The following is a 16,001-nucleotide window of genomic DNA, read 5'->3' on the forward strand; positions in this document are numbered from 1 at the left end:
CTCACAGGTAGGGACTCTGGAATCTTGAGGGTGGTGTCTGGTGCCCTTTTGTCACGACGTGACGAACAGAACCACGAGCGCCAGCGCGAGGGTCGCAACGACGAGGAACGCCGACTGGCCGATGTTCGCTCGCAGTTCCAGCCCGGCCTCGCCGTCACCATCGGGGCCTCCTGTACTCAGTTGTGGCACGCCCCGCTGTAACGCCAGCGTTGGGTTGCGCGCCGTCCACATCGCGGCCAGCGCGAGACTGACGGCGGCTCTGTCGACGGCAGCGTACAGTTCCGTCACACCGACGACCAGGCCTCGCGTTCCGAAGAAGGCGAGCGGATTGTACACTGCATCGACGTCCGGGACTTTGCCACCGACTTTCTCGAGTGGTTTCTTGGCGACTACGAACACCACGAGCGCTATCAGGCCGAGCGCGATGCCCTCGCCGATGTGGCTGAGTGTGAACGGATGGGCTTCCGAGGCGCCGGTGCCGGGCAACAGCACGAAGAGCGCGTCGGGATAGAGCCCGTAGACGACACACAGCACGGCGACGGTCCCCATCGAGGCCTTCTGGAAGGCGTTCAGTTCTCTGCCCGGGACTGGCTGCTGGGCATTGCCGTGGAGGAACGCGTAGTACCCGAACTTGATGAACGACGCGAAGGTTCCGACACCACCGGCCAGCAGGATGTACCAGAGCGTGTTCATGTGCTCGTAGTGGGCCGCGGCGACGACCATCCCCTTGCTGACGAAGCCGTTGAATCCCGGGAAGCCGGAAATCGAGAGCGCGGCCACGGTGAAGATAATCGCAGTCAGGGGCATCTCACGCCAGAGGCCGCCGAGTTTCTTCAGGTCCGACGTGTCGGTCCGGTAGATGATGGCGCCAGCACACATAAAGAGGAGACTCTTGTAGAGGATGTGGTTGTAGACGTGCGCGAACGCACCGGCATACGAGAGTGCCGTGCCGATGCCGACGCCGGCCACCATGTACCCGACCTGTGACTGGATGTGATAGGAGAGCAGTCGGCGCATGTCGTTTTGCATCAGCGCCATGAACGCGCCAAAGACCGCCATCCCGCCGCCCATGTAGGCCAGCCAGAGGTGGCCGTCGGGGAACGCACGCCCCAGCGCGTAGACGCCGGTCTTGGTCGTGTAGACACACATGAAGACGCTGGCCGCGATATGTGGGGCTGGGTAGGTGTCGGGCAACCAGACGTGCAGGCCGATGAAGCCGACGTTGACGCCGAAGCCGATAGCGTACAGCGCCGCTGGGATGCCGGGGACGATGCCCTCGCTTGCGGTGAACAGGAACGACCCGACTTCGGCGTAGTGCCACACGATACCGGCGAGGACGAGGCTCCCGCCCATGCCGTGCCAGATTGCATAGCGGAATCCCGAGCGGACCGCGTCCCCGCGATAGTGCCAGACCAGCAGCGTCGAGGCGATGGCCATCAACTCGACGAAGAACACGAAGGTGAGCCAGTCCCCGGCGAAGACCGCACCGAGACTGGTCCCGACATAGCCCAGCGCGAACGCCGTCTGGGTGTTGTCGGCGTCGGTGGCATACGAGTAGACGACCGCCGTCGCACCGATAAAGGCGAAGATGATACCCATCAGCACCGAGAGGTCGTCGACGTTGAACAGCACGGCGTCGAACCCGAGGAACGTCGTTTCCAGATGGTGACCGTGTGGGACCAGCGCCACCCACGCGACCGTCCCGCCGGTGACGAGTGCGCCGAGTGCGTGCCCGACCCGCCGCGAGAGCAGCGGCAAGAGGAGAGCAACTGCGAGCACCGCCAGGGCTGGCGGGACGGCCGCGAGGAACTCGGGGCCGCCACCGGTGACGGACGCAGCGACCTCACCGCCGGCACTGCTTGCCATCAGCCGACCACCCCCACGTTCTCCGCGACCAGTTGAATCAACTCGAGGAAGACGAACGTCGCCGGCGCGAGACCCAGCGCGATGGCGCCGCCCGCGGCGGTCATGATGGGACCGAGCATGAACCACGTCGACTCCCCGCCGCGCCAGTCGCGTTCGTCCCAGCCGTCGGGACCCGGACCGCCGTGGTGGTGTCCGTCGTCGTGGTCACCGTGCTCGTCCGTGGTGTCGTGGCCCTCGGCCGGGTCGCCACCATCGGCAGCAACAGCCCCTTCAGTGGTCGACTCGTCGGTCAGGCGGCCACCCAGTGGTGCTTCGACGACCGGCTTCCCGTCGTGGTCGTCGGGCGTCTCGAAGAAGGCCTGGTAGACGATTGGCCAGAAGTACGCGATGTTGAGCATCCCCGAGACCAGCAGGACGATAGCGAAGATTCCCTGTCCCGAGTTGACGCTCCCGATGAGGATGTACCACTTGCTGACGAACCCGGCAATCAGCGGGATGCCCGCCATCCCGGCCGCAGCGACGGCGAAGGCGGTCATCGTCAGCGGCATCCGTTTCCCGATGCCGGCCATCTCGCTGATGTAGTCGGTGTGGGTCTCGACGTGGATAGCACCCGCACAGAAAAACAGTGTGAGCTTCATGAAGGCGTGTGCGGGGATGTGGAGCAACCCGCCGACGATAGCTTCACCGGAGAGGACCCCCAGTCCGAGCACGATATAGGAGAGTTGACTGATTGTCGAGTAGGCAAGCCGGCGCTTGAGGTGGTCTTTCCGGAGTGCGATGACACTCGCGGTGAGCAGCGTAAAGGCCGCGACGGCCGCGAGCACGACGCCGACACCGAGGTCTGCCATCGTCTCGGGGCCGAAGATGTCCAGCACGACCCGGGCGATACCGAAGACACCGCTTTTGACGACTGCCACCGCGTGGAGCAGCCCCGAGACCGGCGTCGGCGCGACCATCGCGTCGGGCAGCCAGGAGTGGGTTGGCATCAGCGCTGCCTTGACGCCGAAGCCACCCGCGAGCAGGGCAAAGGCGAGGCGTGCGATGGCTGGGTCGGCTTCCGCGAGGCCGGCGATGCCCCCCGCAGTGAACGTCGTCGTTCCGGTCATCGAAAAGACCAGCACGACGCCGGCCAGGACGGCCACACCGCCAAGGAACGTGTACGTGAGGTACTTTCGGCCGGCAGCGCGGGCCTCGCTGTCCTCGTTGTGTGCGACGAGCGGGTAGGTGGCGATGGTCAGCAGTTCGTAGAAGATAAACAGCGTCACCAGGTTGCCGGCGAAGGCGACGCCGATTGCGGTGCTCAGGCTGGCTGCGAAGGCAGCGAAATAGCGCGTCTGAGAGTGTTCCGCGAGTCCACGCATGTACCCGATGCTGTAGAGGCTGGTGATGACCCACAGCGAACTCGCGAGCAGGCCAAAGACCATCCCGAGAGCATCTACCCTGAGTACGAAGGCAATGTCGGAGACGAAAGTCACAATCTCGGTGACGTAGACGTCCCCGGCGAGAACACCCGGCAACATGCTGGCGACGAGACCGACCTTCGTCAGCGCAGTAATCATCGTCACCGCCTCGCGAACGTCCGGTCGCTGACGGGCAGCGATGATAAGCGGGATTGCGATTACAGAGACCAGTACCGCAGCAATCGGCCGGAGTGAGAGTATCTCAGTCATTGGCGGAACACCTCCGCAAGAAGCGGGTCGAGCAGCTGCTCGATTTCACTGCCGAGGAAACCGAGCGCGACCGCCGTGACCGTCGCGGCGACGACGACAAGCACCATCCCCGGGGAGACGGGCCGTGTGGGCTCGGTCTCGGCGGTGTCACCGCCATCGGTGACGGCAGTAGATGCAGTATCGGTGGGTGAATCCTGTTCGGTTTCGAGGTCCTCTTCGGGTATCGCGGGCGCGAAGTACATCCGCTCGATGACCCGTGCGAAGTACGCCAGTGTGAGGACGGTGCTGACGAAGATGACCGCCGCGACGGGCCAGACGCCACTTTCGACGGCGCCCACTGCGATGTACCACTTCCCGACGAAGCCGACTGCCGGCGGGACGCCGACCATCGAGAGTGCGAGCACGGCGAAGGCACCGGCAGTCACTGGCGCCCGCTGGGACAGCCCAGCGTACTCGTCGACAGTCCGTGCGCCCGTGACCGCCACGACGATGCCGGTCGCGCCGAACAACGCACCCTTGATGATGGCGTGGCCAAGGAGGTGGATGGTGCCGCCGATGGCCGCCGTCTCGTTCATGAGTCCGAAGGCGGCGACTATCATCCCGAACTGTGACACCGAGGAGTACGCGAGCATCCGCTTGATGTCCGATTGCATCACCGCGAGGACGCTCCCGGCGACGATGCTGACCGCCGCAGCGTAGGTAATCAGTTCACGGGCGATCGGAACGACCGTGAAAAAGTCGAGCGTAAACACGGTAAAGAGGACGCGAGCGAGCGCGTAGGCCGACACCGTCGACACCAGCGCCGAGATGAACATGCTCACGCTGTCGGGAGCCTCTGCGTAGGCCTCTGGCTGCCAGGTGTGCATCGGGAAGAGCGCGACTTTCACTGTGAGGCCAGTGACGATGAGGCCAAAGGACGCCAGGACGAGTCGCGAGTCGTAGGGCGCGACCTCCGTCCCGAGACGCGACGCGAGGTCGACCATGTTCAGCGTCCCGGTTGCGAGGTAGGCGTAGCCGACGCCGAGCAAGAATAGAGACGCACCGAGGGTCCCGATGATGAGGTACTTCAGCCCGGCGAGGACGCTCCGGGTCGAGTCACCGGTTGCGACCAGCGCGTAGGCCGTGAGCCCCACGATTTCGAGGAAGACGTACATGTTGAACAGGTCCCCGGTGTACGCGAGGCCGGCGAGCCCACCGACCAGCAGCAGGTAGACCGTATAGAAGGTGTTCCCGCGCGGACCAGCACGGCGTGCGTAGATGACGACGGCCAGCGAGACGACTGCGACCAGCAGCGCGACCATCGCCGAGAAGCCGTCGGCGACCAGTCCGATACCGGACGGTGGCTCGAAGCCGGCAAGGACGTAGGGCGTCCGCCCGTTCTGTGTGACGACGTAGAGGACGTACCCCGTCAGCCCGACTTCGAGGACCGAGGCAAGCAGTGCCACCGACCACCCGGATTCGTCGAAGCGGAGTCCGGCGATCAGGGTGAGTGCCGCGAGGACGAACGGCGCGACGATAGCGAGGACGATTGCGTCAGTCATCGGTTTCCATCTCCCTGAGGACGTCTTCTCTGAGCGTACCGTACTCCCTGAAAATGCGGATTACGAGCGTCAGCGCCACGGCGGTCAGGCTGACCCCGACGACGATTGCCGTCAGGATGAGGACGTGTGGTAGCGGGCTGACGTAGGTTTCGATACCCTCGTGGATGACGGGTGCCTTGCCGCCCTCGACGTACGCGGCGGTGATGAAAAACAGGAAGATACCGGTCTGGAAGATGTTCAGCCCGATGACCTTCTTGACGAGATTCCGGTCGCCGACGACGAGATAGAGGCCGATAGCGATGATGAGAAATGCGGCAACGTAGTTGTACCGGGTCATCAGCAGTTCGACTATCATTCGTCGTCCCTCCTATCGTCGAAGCCGTGGGCGATTGCAAAAAAGAGCCCCGAGATGATGCCGGCGACGATAGTACCGATGGCCAGCTCGACGGCCTCGATGCCGTACTTCGTCGCGTGATAGATCGGATATTTCGAGTACTCGAGGAAGCCGCCACCGAGGGCGATGCTGCCAAGTCCGATACCGGCAAAGACGAGGACGCCACCCGCAACGAGACCGACGGCCACCGTGTTGAGAAACCAGCGCCGCGTCGGTTCGATACCGAAGGCAAAGGCGAACATGAAGACCATGGCCGCGACGATGGTTCCGCCCTGAAACCCGCCGCCGGCGGACTCGGCACCGTGGAACATGACGAACAGGCCGAACGTAAACACGAACGGTGCCAGTATCCGAATTGTGGTCATGATGACGGTACTCTCGGTGTACGGACGGCGGATGCGTTCGCTCATGTGAATCGTTCCTCCTTCAGGATAGCAAGCACTGCAACACCGGCACCGAAGACGACCACAGCCTCTCCCAGGGTGTCGAACCCACGGTAGGAGGCCAAAACGGCCGTGACGACGTTCTCGACGTGTGTCTGTTCGACTGCGTTCTCGAGGTAGAACTGCGTGACATCGGCGTAGTTCCACGCCACTGCGTCAGGGTCGCCGACGGCGGGAATATCCGGCACCGTCGACAGCAGTATCGCCGCAAGCACCGCGACGACGGCCACCCCAGCCCAGTTGACGCGTTTGAGCGTGGCAAGGTCCTCGACGGGTCTGACGGTTTTCGTTATCGTCAACAGGAAGAGGATACTCGTGACGCCTGCTCCGATTGCCGCCTCGGTGAGCGCGACGTCGGGCGCTTGCAGGAACACCCAGATGAGTGCCAGCCCGAGGCTGTAGGCGGCAAACGCGATGATAGACGAGAGGAGGTCCCGCAACGCGGCGGTCGCGAGTGCGCTTATCAGGACGAAAGCGAGCAGGCCCGCCTCAGTGGCCGTAATCATGTCTCATCACGCTCCTCGTCGGTCGTCCACGGCTCGATGCCCTGGTCCTGTGCGGCCCGCGTTATCGCGTGGGTCGCCGTCGGGTTCGTGATGAGCAAAAACAGTGCCAACAGCACGAGCTTCACTCGGGGGACGTTAGTCTCGAATGCGACAGCGACGCCGGCGAGTGTCAGCACCGCCCCCAGCGTGTCGGTCTTCGAAGTCGCGTGTGCCCGCGTGAACACGTCGGGCAGCCGTATCAACCCGACCACTGCGAGGGAACTGAAGAGCAGCCCCAATCCAATCAATGCGAGTGATACGTACGCGAGTACGGAGGTCATAGCACACCACCCCGTTCGACCGTGAACTTCGAGATGGCGATGCTCATCAGGAAGTTCAGGAGAGCATAGACGATGGCGATATCGAGAAACGCCGGCGCGTCGAACGCGACGGCCAGCAACGCGATAATAAGTACGGTCGTCGTCCCGACTGCGTTGACCGCTACGACCCGGTCGTGCATCGTCGGGCCCCGGACGACACGGTACAGCGTGAGCAGTGCGACGACGACGAACGCGGCTGTCGCCCCGAACACGACGTCGACAAGCGGCTCTCCGCTGACGAGAGTCACGTTGTCTCCTCCTCCTCTTCGTCTTGCCCGCGTTCGCGCGGTGTTGGTATCCTCGCGCCGTTCCGTCCGAAGAACACGAACCGGACGGCACGCTCCAGTGTCCCGTCGTACAATCCCTCGCGTGCTCCGTCGCTCAGTGCGTGGACCTGGAACTCACGCTCGCGGACGTCGACGGTGACTGTCCCGGGCGTGAGCGTAATCGAGTTTGCGAGTGTCGTCACCGGTAGTCCACGAGGCACTGACGGTTCGATGCGCTCCATGCTCGGGTTGATGGGCAGCGAGGGGTGCAAGACGATGTAGGCGACTTCCAGGTTCGCCTTGGTAATCTCCCACAACAAGAACGGGACGTACACCAGGAACCGCGCCAGCACTATGACGGAACGTCGTGGATTCAGCGACCCGTTGAGTGTGATATTCGACAACAGTGCCGCGACGATACCGGCGCTTACGGCGCCAGTCGCGTAGTCGAACGTGCCCGCGAAGCCGCCGATAACCAGGTAAAACAGGTACGAGAGGCCAAACACGGTCAGAAAGTTGATTGCGGAGAACGAACGGCCGAGCAACTGTCGACCGCGAACGGACCGCTGGACCGGTGCCTCCTCGTAACTGATGCTCTCGACTCGGTCAAGTTCTGCGACCAGCGGCGTCAACATCGGCGTACTCGGCCCGGGCTGGAATTCGGGGTCGAGGATAATGTGGCCAAGCGCGTTGCTGTCTGCGTACTCGACGAGCAATTCGGCGTAGTCGACCGGGCTAAACAGGTACTGGTCGGCGCCGATGACGGCCGTCTTCATCTCGAAGGGCAGTGATTCGTCGTCGTCGATACCAGCGTCCTCGGCTACCCACGCCTCGACGCGCTCTAACAGCGTTTCCTCATCTTCGCCCGCGTCCCCCTCCAGGTCTTGTTTATCCCAGACGACGGGGTAGACGAAGTGGATGGTCACCTCGGCCTCCTCCGCGTCGATGCGGTCCATCGCCTCGCGGACGACATAGCCCACTGTGTTCCGCATCGTCGCGGATTCACCGACGGGGACCAAAATCTTGTCATCGCTCGCGGGACTCATTGTCACAACCGTTCGTCGGTACTGATTTAATAATAACTATCTTCACCGCCCTGCGGGAGCGGTGCACATCCCAGGGCGTGGGAAAATCTTCCGCGCTGGCTTGGCTTCCAGACGACTAGACTGGCCAAAACCCACTCCCACTTGGGAAACGCTCAGGCAAAACAGCGGCTGGTCCGCGTCGCTACACCCGGCCCGAAATAGCGGAAAAGTAAGTCTTCGATTACGCGGCCAGTGCACTGCCGTCGGATTGACCGAGTCCGACGAGCAGCGCCGTGGTCATCTGGACGAACATAGCCACGAAGGCGATGAAGAACGTCCCAATTGCCACAGTCAGTAGCAGTTCACTGGCGGCTATTTCGCCGACGACCGCGACCAGAATGGCGAATATCTGTACAGTTAGCAGGTGATTGAGTGAATCCATGGTCCTAGTTGGACGAATGTTCTCTACGGTAATAGGACGTGCGAGAGTCATGTCGACAGGGTCCCTGCTGACCTGTCTCGTGATGCCGTGTGACTCGATGACGTACTTTCCTCACTCCGAGGATGCCCCGGTAGTCGGGAGGCGGAGAGTCACGACAGAACCGGCGGGGTCGTTCTCGTCGATCTGGATTTCCCCGCCGAAACTCACCACAATCCAGTGGATGAGCCACAGTCCGATACCGGACCCGTGGTCGATCGCCGTCTCCTCGCCCATCTCGATTGCCATCTGGTCTTCGCTCGGAATCCCCGGGCCGCTATCGGCGACCACTATTTCGACCCACCGGTCGGAGTCGGTCGGTTGCGTCACGTTGATGTCGACAGCCGGCTTCGACTGTTCCTGGTGTGAGACGGCGTTATCGACGGCTTCCAGGATTGCCACTTTGAGTCGGCTGTCTGCTTTCACTTCGACGGCAGTCTCGGCGGGCGTGCAGAATAGTTAGCACGGCTCTGCTGGCTGATCAGCGATTCTGGAGGATCGATAGGAACTCTCTCGGAGATGAGGCAGGGACAGTGAGATGTGTCAACCACTACCCTGCCACACCAAGATACGATCACAGAGGTCTTGAAATCACTGGAAACCGAGACAACAGTACTATTCGAACATCTTGATCTCCAGTTTCTCTATGAATTCCCCGTGTTCGCCCCCGATCCGCGGGGGCGAACGCGGGAGTTCCATCCACCTGAACTGTTCCGAGGATTGCTTCACTGCTTCTACAACAGAATCTACGAACCAGAAGCGATGGCTCAAGAACTCGCCAACGATGATGTCTGGCGTGTCTGCGAGTTCGAGCGACCGCCGTCACGGCGGACGATTGGCCGGTTTATCGACGATCTCTCTGGTGTCGTTGAGGAAGTCTTCTCACGAATTCTCCAGCAAGTGCTCGTCCGAGTTGAACTGGGTTCTTGCTTTCGGATTGACGGCACCGATGTCCGGGCGCCTCGCCCGGACGAGGATGCCTCGTGGAACTACGACAGTACAGCTGAGGAGACTTACTACGGCTACGGTTGCTGTCTGGTGACGACCGACAACAACATCCCGATTGCCGCAGAGTTCACAGATGAGAAATCTGTGGACAAGGCGACGGCGAGGCGCATCACACAGGATGCGCTCGCCGTCAAAAAGCCAGTCACGTTCGTTGGTGACGCAGAGTTCGACATGTTGGACTGGCACGACGACCTGATTGAAGCAGGCGTCGTGCCAGTGGTTCCGTACAATCCACGGAACACAAATGATCCACCAGATATCGAGTACCGCATCCAGAAACGAATCAAGGAACATAGCGACACTGTCCGCGTCTGGGAAAAGCAGCTTGACGACACCTACGATAACCGGTCACAGGTCGAAACAGCAATCGGCGTGTGCAAGGATCTCGGCCTCGGGACTCCGCAAGTCCGAGGCCGAGAACGGGCAAAAACTCACGTCTTCGTCGCTCTCTGTCTTCGTTTGGCTGTCGTCATCGCTAACCATGAACGAGGAGGTGACATCGCAAGTCCGATCGTTGAGCTATGAGAACTCTTCTGCACGCCCGCCCGGCAGTCTCGGGAACCGAAACGGAAATTGAGGCGTCCGGGTACGTCTCATCGAACTCCGGTTCGAGGTCTGCCACCAGTGCTGCGATGTCACAGGTCGTCTCGGTATCGACTTCCTGCTGGAACACGGACCGAACGGTACTCACCTTCTCACTGAGCGTTTGCAGTCGCTCGACCCGGTTCTGGATAGCGGCGACGTTGGCCCGCAACGCTTCGCCCTCGAGTTCGTCGTAGAGGACGGACGCGTTCCCCTGAACGACGGTTATCGCGTTCCGGAGATTGTGTCGCAAAATTCGGTTGAGCACGTCGAGTCGCTGCTCACGCAGCCAGCGCCTGTTGATGTCGGATTCGACCCCCACGAAGTGCGTAATCTCCCCGTTCTCGTCGGTAATCGGCGCGATGGTCTGGTCGACGTGATACAGTTCTCCGGACTTCCGTCGGTTGATGAGTTCCGTCTCCCAGACATCGCCGTCGAGAATGGTGTCCCACATCTGCTCGTAAAACTCCTCGTCGTGTTTTCCGGATTTGATGATTCTGGGCGTCAGTCCAACGGCCTCGTCGTAGGTGTAGCCGGTGTCTCGCTCGTAGGCCGGATTGACGTATTCTATCGTTCCGTTCCGGTCTGTAATGACGACGCCGTGACCGGCCTGTTCGACGGCTTCCCGGAACAGTTCTAACCGCTGTTCGTGTTCTTTGCGCTCTGTCACGTTCTGCTGGAAGCCGACGTAGTGGGTGACTTCGCCGTCGCTGTCCCGAACCGGGGTAATCTCGACTCTGTTCCAGAACTCCGTGCCGTCCTTGCGATAGTTTCGAAGCTCGACCGACACCGGCTCGTGGGCGGCGATGGCGTCGCGCATCTTCGCAATGCTCGCTTCGCTCGTCTCCTCTCCCTGGAGGAATCGGCAGTTTCGACCGACGACGTCCGACTCCGAGTAGCCGGTCACCTCTTCGAACTGCTCGTTTGCGTAGACTATCGGGTTGTCCGGCTGTGAGGGGTCAGTGATGACGACGCCAATCGGAGCCGTGTCCATCGCCCGGGTCTTGAGATTGAGGTTCTGTTCTCGCCGTCGGCGTCTGGTGACATCCCGGATGAACGCCACAAAGCGAGCACTGCTGTCGTCTTCCCTGGCAACTTTCCGCACCCAGACCTCGGCTGGATACGTCGTCCCGTCCTTGCGACGGTGGGTTCCACTCAGTTCGAGTCGCTGGAGTTGTCCGGACTCCATCGATTGCCATTTCTCTCGTAGCGACTCCGCCTCGAGTCCGACCTCGATGTCAGAAATCGCGCGCGACCGCAACTCCGCTTGCGTGTACCCGAGCATGTCCGCAAGCGTCTCGTTGGCGTCGAGAATCTCTCCCGTCTCGTCGTGGAGGACGATTCCGTCCGGCGCAGTATCGAACAGGTCCAGTCGGTCTCGATTCCAGTCTGGGGCGTCTGCTGTGCCCGACGTTTCGGACCGTTCGCTGGCGACACCGACCAGTCGTCTCACGTCCCCACCGTCCACGACCGGGGTCAGTGTCGTGTCCCACTCGACCCGCCCCGCCGGGTAGTCGACCGTCTGTTCGTACTCGAGTGGCTCACCGCGCTCGACACACTCGCGAAACCGTCCTGTGAGCGCTGCCCCACTTTCCTCCCCCAGTATCGCCCGAGGGCTTTTCCCGAGAAACTCTTCGGTCGTAATCCCCGTCTGGCGTTCGTGGGCCGAATTGTTCCGGCGAAATCCGAAGTCAATCCCTGCCTCCTCGGACTCGACGTCGTAGACGAAAACTGGTCTGTCGATAGTTTCGAGAAGAACGTCACACTCAGACTGTGTAACGGACGAGTTGCCATCCCCAGTGGCCCGCGACGACGCCCGGTCCCCCGTCGTTTCCTGCCTGTCCATGGTCCCACTATTATCTTACTTTATAAGAATCGTGTGATAGGTACTCCGGAGGCAAACGGGATAGCTACTTTACACATCAGTGCTAACAAGACGTCATGGGTCTCAAACACGACCTCACGAACGGCATCATCTCGCTCGTCATCGGCGTCGCGATTACAAAACTGACCGCCTCCGATGACGGCCCGTACGACCTCTCTGACGTGCTGCTTTCGGTCGCCGTCGCCTCGTTTTTCTCCGGGTTTTTCACCAGTTACTTCGCAAAGTGAACCCGACACCTGTGTTCTGGAACGACACTCGCGGCCGAGGCGAAACGGGTGGCAGGACCACACGAGGCACCGTCCAGCGTAGTCCATGGCCGGAGCTGACGTGACCGACCCGAGCGACAGTGACAGCGTCGTGGTCCTGACTGGCGCGACGAGTGGCATCGGTCGCGTCGCAGCGACCGACCTGGCTTCTCGCGGTGCGACGGTCGCAGCCATCGGTCGGAATCGGGACCGTGGCGAGCGGCTGGCCGACCGGAGTTCTGACCTGGCAGGGACGATTCGGTTTCACCGTGCCGACCTCGCGACACAGCGGGCTGTCCGCGACCTCGCCACAGACCTTCTGGACTCGTACGACCGAATCGACGTGCTCGCCCACAACGCTGGGCTCTCGGCAGGGACCCGCGGAGAAACTCCGGATGGAATCGAACGCACGCTTGCAGTCAACCATCTGGCGCCGTATCTGCTGACCCACGAACTGCTCGACCGCCTCGTCGAGACGCCGCCGTCGCGAATCGTGGTCACTGCCTCTGACATTCACCGGCGTGCGACGCTGGATTTCGACGACCTTCAGTTTACCAGCGAGTACGATTCGCTACAGGCGTACGCCCGGTCGAAGCTCGCGAACATCGCTTTCACGTTGGAACTGGCCGACCGCCTCTCCGGAACGCAGGTGACAGCGAACTGTTTTCACCCTGGATTCGTTCCGTCCACGAACCTGTTCCGGGAGGCGCCGCTCCGGACGCGACTCGCGGTTCGCGCTGCAGCCCTCGTTCCCGGCGTCGGCACGACACAACAGGACGGGGCCGACCGCTTGCTCCGACTTGCGACGGCTCCCGAATACGAAACCCAGACGGGGCAGTACGTCGGTGGCGACGGCCCGCTCACTCCCGACGAGGAAGCGCGGGACCAGGGGGTGCGCGACCGCCTCTGGGCGGTCAGTGCCGACCTCGTCGGCGTCGACTCCGACTGGCCCTGAGCGGCATCGAATCCGCTCGCTGGGGAAGCATTGGGGCCCGGTGGACGTGTAGGCAGACTATGACAGATTAGGACGAGCGGTTTCGAACGGGGCCACGAGCAGTCGTGACCGCTGGAAGTTGCCAGCCAAAAGCGAGTGGACTATTCACATCGACACCGTACGTGGGTCCAAGATGCTGTTCGACTCAACGTCACTGGGTGAAGTGGAACTTGACAACCGCGTCGGCCTGGCGCCGATGACACGGGTGAGCGCAACGGCCGACGGGCGGGCAACCGACGAGATGGCACAGTACTACGCGAAGTTCGCCGAGGGTGGCTTTTCGTTTCTCGTGACAGAGGGCGTCTACACCGACGACGCGTACAGTAAGGGCTATCTCAACCAGCCGGGGCTCGTCACCGCCGACCACGTCGACGCGTGGACATCGGTCATCGACGCTGTGCACGATGCTGGCTCAGCAATATTCGCACAACTGATGCACTGTGGCGCACAGACACAGGGAATTCCGCCGTCGCAGGACGACGAGGCGATTGCCCCGTCGCCGGTTCAACCGAACGGCGAGAAGTCGGAGGCGTACGGCGGGAGTGGCCCGTATCCGGTTCCGAAAGAAGCGACCAAGGAGGACCTCGAGACTGCGCGTGAGGGCTTCGTCACGGCAGCACAGAACGCCGACGACGCTGGCTTCGACGGCGTGGAGATTCACGGTGCGAACGGCTACTTCCTCAACGAATTCCTCTCGACGACGATGAACCAGCGTGACGACGAGTACGGCGGTGACCCGTCCAACCGTGTTCGGTATCCCGCTGAAGTCGTCTCTGCGATTGCAGACGCGGTCCCAGAAGAGTTCATCGTCGGCATTCGGGTGTCACAGACGATGGTCACCGACGACGAGTATCAGTGGCCCGAAGGCGAGGACGCGGCGGAAGTCTTCTTCGAGGAACTGTCGGCCGCTGGTGCAGATTACATTCACACGACAGAACCCGATGCTACCACCCCGACTTTCGGGGCCGACGGGCCGACTCTCGCCGAGGCTGCCGTCGAATACGTCACTGACGACACGGTCGTCATCGCGAACGGCGGTCTGGGAACGCCTGAAGCGGCACGCACTGCCATCGACAAGGGTGCAGACCTCCTGACGCTCGCGACGGGTGCGCTTGCAAACCCCGACTGGCCAACGCGTGTCGCCGACGGCCGAGACCTGGCGGATTTCGACTATCGATCGTTTCTCTCGCCGGAAGCCACGATTTCCGAGCACGAACTCTCAATCGACGCGCCGCCTGCCGACAACTGAGTCATACCCTCCCAAACCGGCCGTGTAGCTCCTCTGGATATCTCCGCCGACGGTTGCCAGTCTCCTTCGGGAACTCAAAGACGCGGGGCTGGTGAAAACGCGACGCCAGGGAAAGTGGACCTACTACAGAATCGGGGACAGCGCCGTGCTCCAGTTGCCCGACATCGCCAACGCGCTCACTGAGAGCATGACTAATTTCTGGTGAGTGGTTCGGGGGTCGTAGTCGGTGACGCCCCGGTTCTGTGTGGCGGACGCGAACCCGGTTGAGGATAAAGAATAAATTCCTGTCAGGGGAGCATCCGGTATGACGGACGATGACGGCACCGATTCTGACGCCTCGACCGTCGGGACAGCACCGAAGCAAGCGAGCCAGGTGAATCCACCGCTGGCCGGCACGCTCCGCGACGAGACCTCGGAACTCTGGCTCGACCAGTTCGCCCGCTATCTCGGCTTCGGACGCCTCAGTGCTTTTTTCAACATCTCTCTCCCACCGTCGTATCTGTACGCCATCGTAACTGTCGTCGGCTGGACGCTTACCTCCGCGGGTGCCGATATTCTGGTGTTCGATAACACACCAATCTACGTGCGAAACCCGTACTTTCTGCTCCAGCCATTTGTTCTGCTCGTCGGTGTCTTCGGTGCCCACGCGCTCGACCGCTCGTATCGACAGGTAATCGACGAAATGCAACTGCGAGAACGGTCTTCGAACCCGGGACAGTTTGTCGACCTGATTCCCAGGTGGCTCCCGTGGGCTCTGTTTGCCACCGCAGCGGGACTGCAACTCGTCAGGACCTACGCTGACTTTGCGAACTTCACTACCGTCGGCGTCGTGGCAAACGGCCTGGTGTTTCCGTTCGTGTACGCGCCTATCATCGTTCAGTTTCTGGTTGTCTATGTGACAATCGAGTTCAGTCTGCCGTGGCGGCTGTACAAGTCCGATGTCAGCGTCCATTTCCTCGACCCACACGGCGTCGGTGGTCTCCGGCCTATCGGCGAATTGATCAAGAAAGCGTATTATTACGTCGTTGGCGGCCTCATCGCGTACGCACTGATAACCTACGCTCCCGGTGTCAGTGGATGGGAAATATCGACGACAGCGGGGGCGATATTTACCGGAGTCTGGCTGTCCACGATCGCCACTGTCGCGTTCGCTGTCCTCTTGCTCCACCGGTTTCTCCACCGCGAGAAGCGGAAAGAACTGTACAAGCTCGAAGCCGAGCTACACACCCACATCGAGAACCCCTGGGAGGTGCGAAACTATACTGTCCCCGACGACGCCACGGAAACTGTCGAAGACATTCGACAGCGGATACAGGAAGTGAGTTCGACACGAGAGTATCCGGCGACGTTCAGTATCTGGACACAGCTGCTCCTCTCCGTTGCAGTTCCCAAAGCTCTACAACTGTTCCTGGCAGGTGTCTAAACGAAAAGCAGCGCGAGTTCCCCGCCCCACCGTGGGCGGGGGTGAAGCGCGTTCGCTCCGCTGCACA

Annotated in this window: 17 protein-coding genes and 1 pseudogene; 6 read left to right on the forward strand and 12 right to left on the reverse strand. The window is 61.6% G+C overall.

Features of this window, described 5'->3' with window-relative positions; translation table 11 throughout:
• Positions 1–51 precede the first annotated feature (51 nt).
• The 11 genes from QYL91_RS10805 to QYL91_RS10855 form a co-directional block, all read right to left on the reverse strand.
• Positions 52–1,866, reverse strand: coding sequence for a Na(+)/H(+) antiporter subunit D (locus QYL91_RS10805; protein WP_302080510.1), 1,815 nt, complete (start codon positions 1,864–1,866; stop codon positions 52–54).
• Positions 1,866–3,536, reverse strand: coding sequence for a proton-conducting transporter transmembrane domain-containing protein (locus QYL91_RS10810; protein WP_302080511.1), 1,671 nt, complete (start codon positions 3,534–3,536; stop codon positions 1,866–1,868). The genes QYL91_RS10805 and QYL91_RS10810 overlap by 1 nt, the downstream gene beginning before the upstream one ends.
• Positions 3,533–5,077, reverse strand: a complete 1,545-nt coding sequence (locus tag QYL91_RS10815; protein ID WP_302080512.1) for a monovalent cation/H+ antiporter subunit D family protein — start codon at positions 5,075–5,077, stop codon at positions 3,533–3,535. Before QYL91_RS10815 ends, QYL91_RS10810 begins: the two co-directional genes overlap by 4 nt.
• A complete protein-coding gene (locus QYL91_RS10820) occupies positions 5,070–5,429 on the reverse strand; it encodes a cation:proton antiporter subunit C (protein ID WP_302082858.1) in 360 nt (119 codons plus the stop codon). Before QYL91_RS10820 ends, QYL91_RS10815 begins: the two co-directional genes overlap by 8 nt.
• A complete protein-coding gene (locus QYL91_RS10825) occupies positions 5,429–5,881 on the reverse strand; it encodes an MnhB domain-containing protein (protein WP_302080513.1) in 453 nt (150 codons plus the stop codon). The genes QYL91_RS10820 and QYL91_RS10825 overlap by 1 nt, the downstream gene beginning before the upstream one ends.
• Positions 5,878–6,420, reverse strand: coding sequence for a DUF4040 domain-containing protein (locus tag QYL91_RS10830; RefSeq protein WP_302080514.1), 543 nt, complete (start codon positions 6,418–6,420; stop codon positions 5,878–5,880). The genes QYL91_RS10825 and QYL91_RS10830 overlap by 4 nt, the downstream gene beginning before the upstream one ends.
• Positions 6,417–6,740, reverse strand: a complete 324-nt coding sequence (gene mnhG / locus QYL91_RS10835; protein ID WP_302080515.1) for a monovalent cation/H(+) antiporter subunit G — start codon at positions 6,738–6,740, stop codon at positions 6,417–6,419. The genes QYL91_RS10830 and mnhG overlap by 4 nt, the downstream gene beginning before the upstream one ends.
• On the reverse strand, positions 6,737–7,027 hold the full coding sequence (locus tag QYL91_RS10840) for a cation:proton antiporter (RefSeq protein WP_302080516.1): 291 nt from the start codon (positions 7,025–7,027) through the stop codon (positions 6,737–6,739). Before QYL91_RS10840 ends, mnhG begins: the two co-directional genes overlap by 4 nt.
• A complete protein-coding gene (locus QYL91_RS10845) occupies positions 7,024–8,091 on the reverse strand; it encodes a monovalent cation/H+ antiporter subunit E (RefSeq protein ID WP_302080517.1) in 1,068 nt (355 codons plus the stop codon). Before QYL91_RS10845 ends, QYL91_RS10840 begins: the two co-directional genes overlap by 4 nt.
• Before the next feature lie 220 nt (positions 8,092–8,311).
• On the reverse strand, positions 8,312–8,512 hold the full coding sequence (locus QYL91_RS10850; protein WP_302080518.1) for a hypothetical protein: 201 nt from the start codon (positions 8,510–8,512) through the stop codon (positions 8,312–8,314).
• 111 nt (positions 8,513–8,623) lie between these two features.
• Complete coding sequence (locus QYL91_RS10855) at positions 8,624–8,974, reverse strand: ATP-binding protein (protein ID WP_302080519.1); 351 nt, start codon at positions 8,972–8,974, stop codon at positions 8,624–8,626.
• A gap of 114 nt (positions 8,975–9,088) precedes the next feature.
• On the opposite strand from QYL91_RS10855, the gene QYL91_RS10860 reads away from it, so the two are divergent.
• Positions 9,089–10,081 carry a transposase gene (locus QYL91_RS10860; RefSeq protein WP_302080520.1) on the forward strand — a complete coding sequence of 331 codons (993 nt, stop codon included), beginning with the start codon at positions 9,089–9,091 and terminating at the stop codon, positions 10,079–10,081.
• Here QYL91_RS10860 and QYL91_RS10865 read toward each other — a convergent pair.
• Positions 10,032–11,984 (reverse strand): PAS domain S-box protein, encoded by a 1,953-nt coding sequence (locus tag QYL91_RS10865; RefSeq protein ID WP_302080521.1) that lies wholly within the window; start codon positions 11,982–11,984, stop codon positions 10,032–10,034. The genes QYL91_RS10860 and QYL91_RS10865 overlap by 50 nt on opposite strands.
• Positions 11,985–12,079: 95 nt before the next feature.
• Here QYL91_RS10865 and QYL91_RS10870 point away from each other — a divergent pair, with 95 nt between their 5' ends.
• The 5 genes and pseudogenes from QYL91_RS10870 (at position 12,080) to QYL91_RS10885 (ending at position 15,934) form a co-directional block, all read left to right on the forward strand.
• The gene (locus tag QYL91_RS10870; RefSeq protein ID WP_302080522.1) at positions 12,080–12,250 is read left to right on the forward strand and encodes a hypothetical protein; all 171 of its coding nucleotides are present in this window, start codon (positions 12,080–12,082) and stop codon (positions 12,248–12,250) included.
• Positions 12,251–12,335: 85 nt separating this feature from the next.
• Positions 12,336–13,223, forward strand: coding sequence for an SDR family oxidoreductase (locus QYL91_RS10875; protein ID WP_302080523.1), 888 nt, complete (start codon positions 12,336–12,338; stop codon positions 13,221–13,223).
• Positions 13,224–13,395: 172 nt separating this feature from the next.
• A complete protein-coding gene (locus tag QYL91_RS10880; protein WP_302080524.1) occupies positions 13,396–14,511 on the forward strand; it encodes an NADH:flavin oxidoreductase in 1,116 nt (371 codons plus the stop codon).
• Positions 14,512–14,560: 49 nt separating this feature from the next.
• A pseudogene (locus QYL91_RS18185) lies at positions 14,561–14,716 on the forward strand (ArsR/SmtB family transcription factor); the annotation flags it as partial.
• A gap of 99 nt (positions 14,717–14,815) precedes the next feature.
• Positions 14,816–15,934, forward strand: coding sequence for a hypothetical protein (locus QYL91_RS10885; protein WP_302080525.1), 1,119 nt, complete (start codon positions 14,816–14,818; stop codon positions 15,932–15,934).
• The last annotated feature ends 67 nt before the right edge of the window (positions 15,935–16,001 follow it).

The organism is Salinibaculum rarum (genome assembly GCF_030505615.1).
In the GTDB taxonomy this organism is placed as follows: Archaea; Halobacteriota; Halobacteria; order Halobacteriales; family Haloarculaceae; genus Salinibaculum; species Salinibaculum rarum.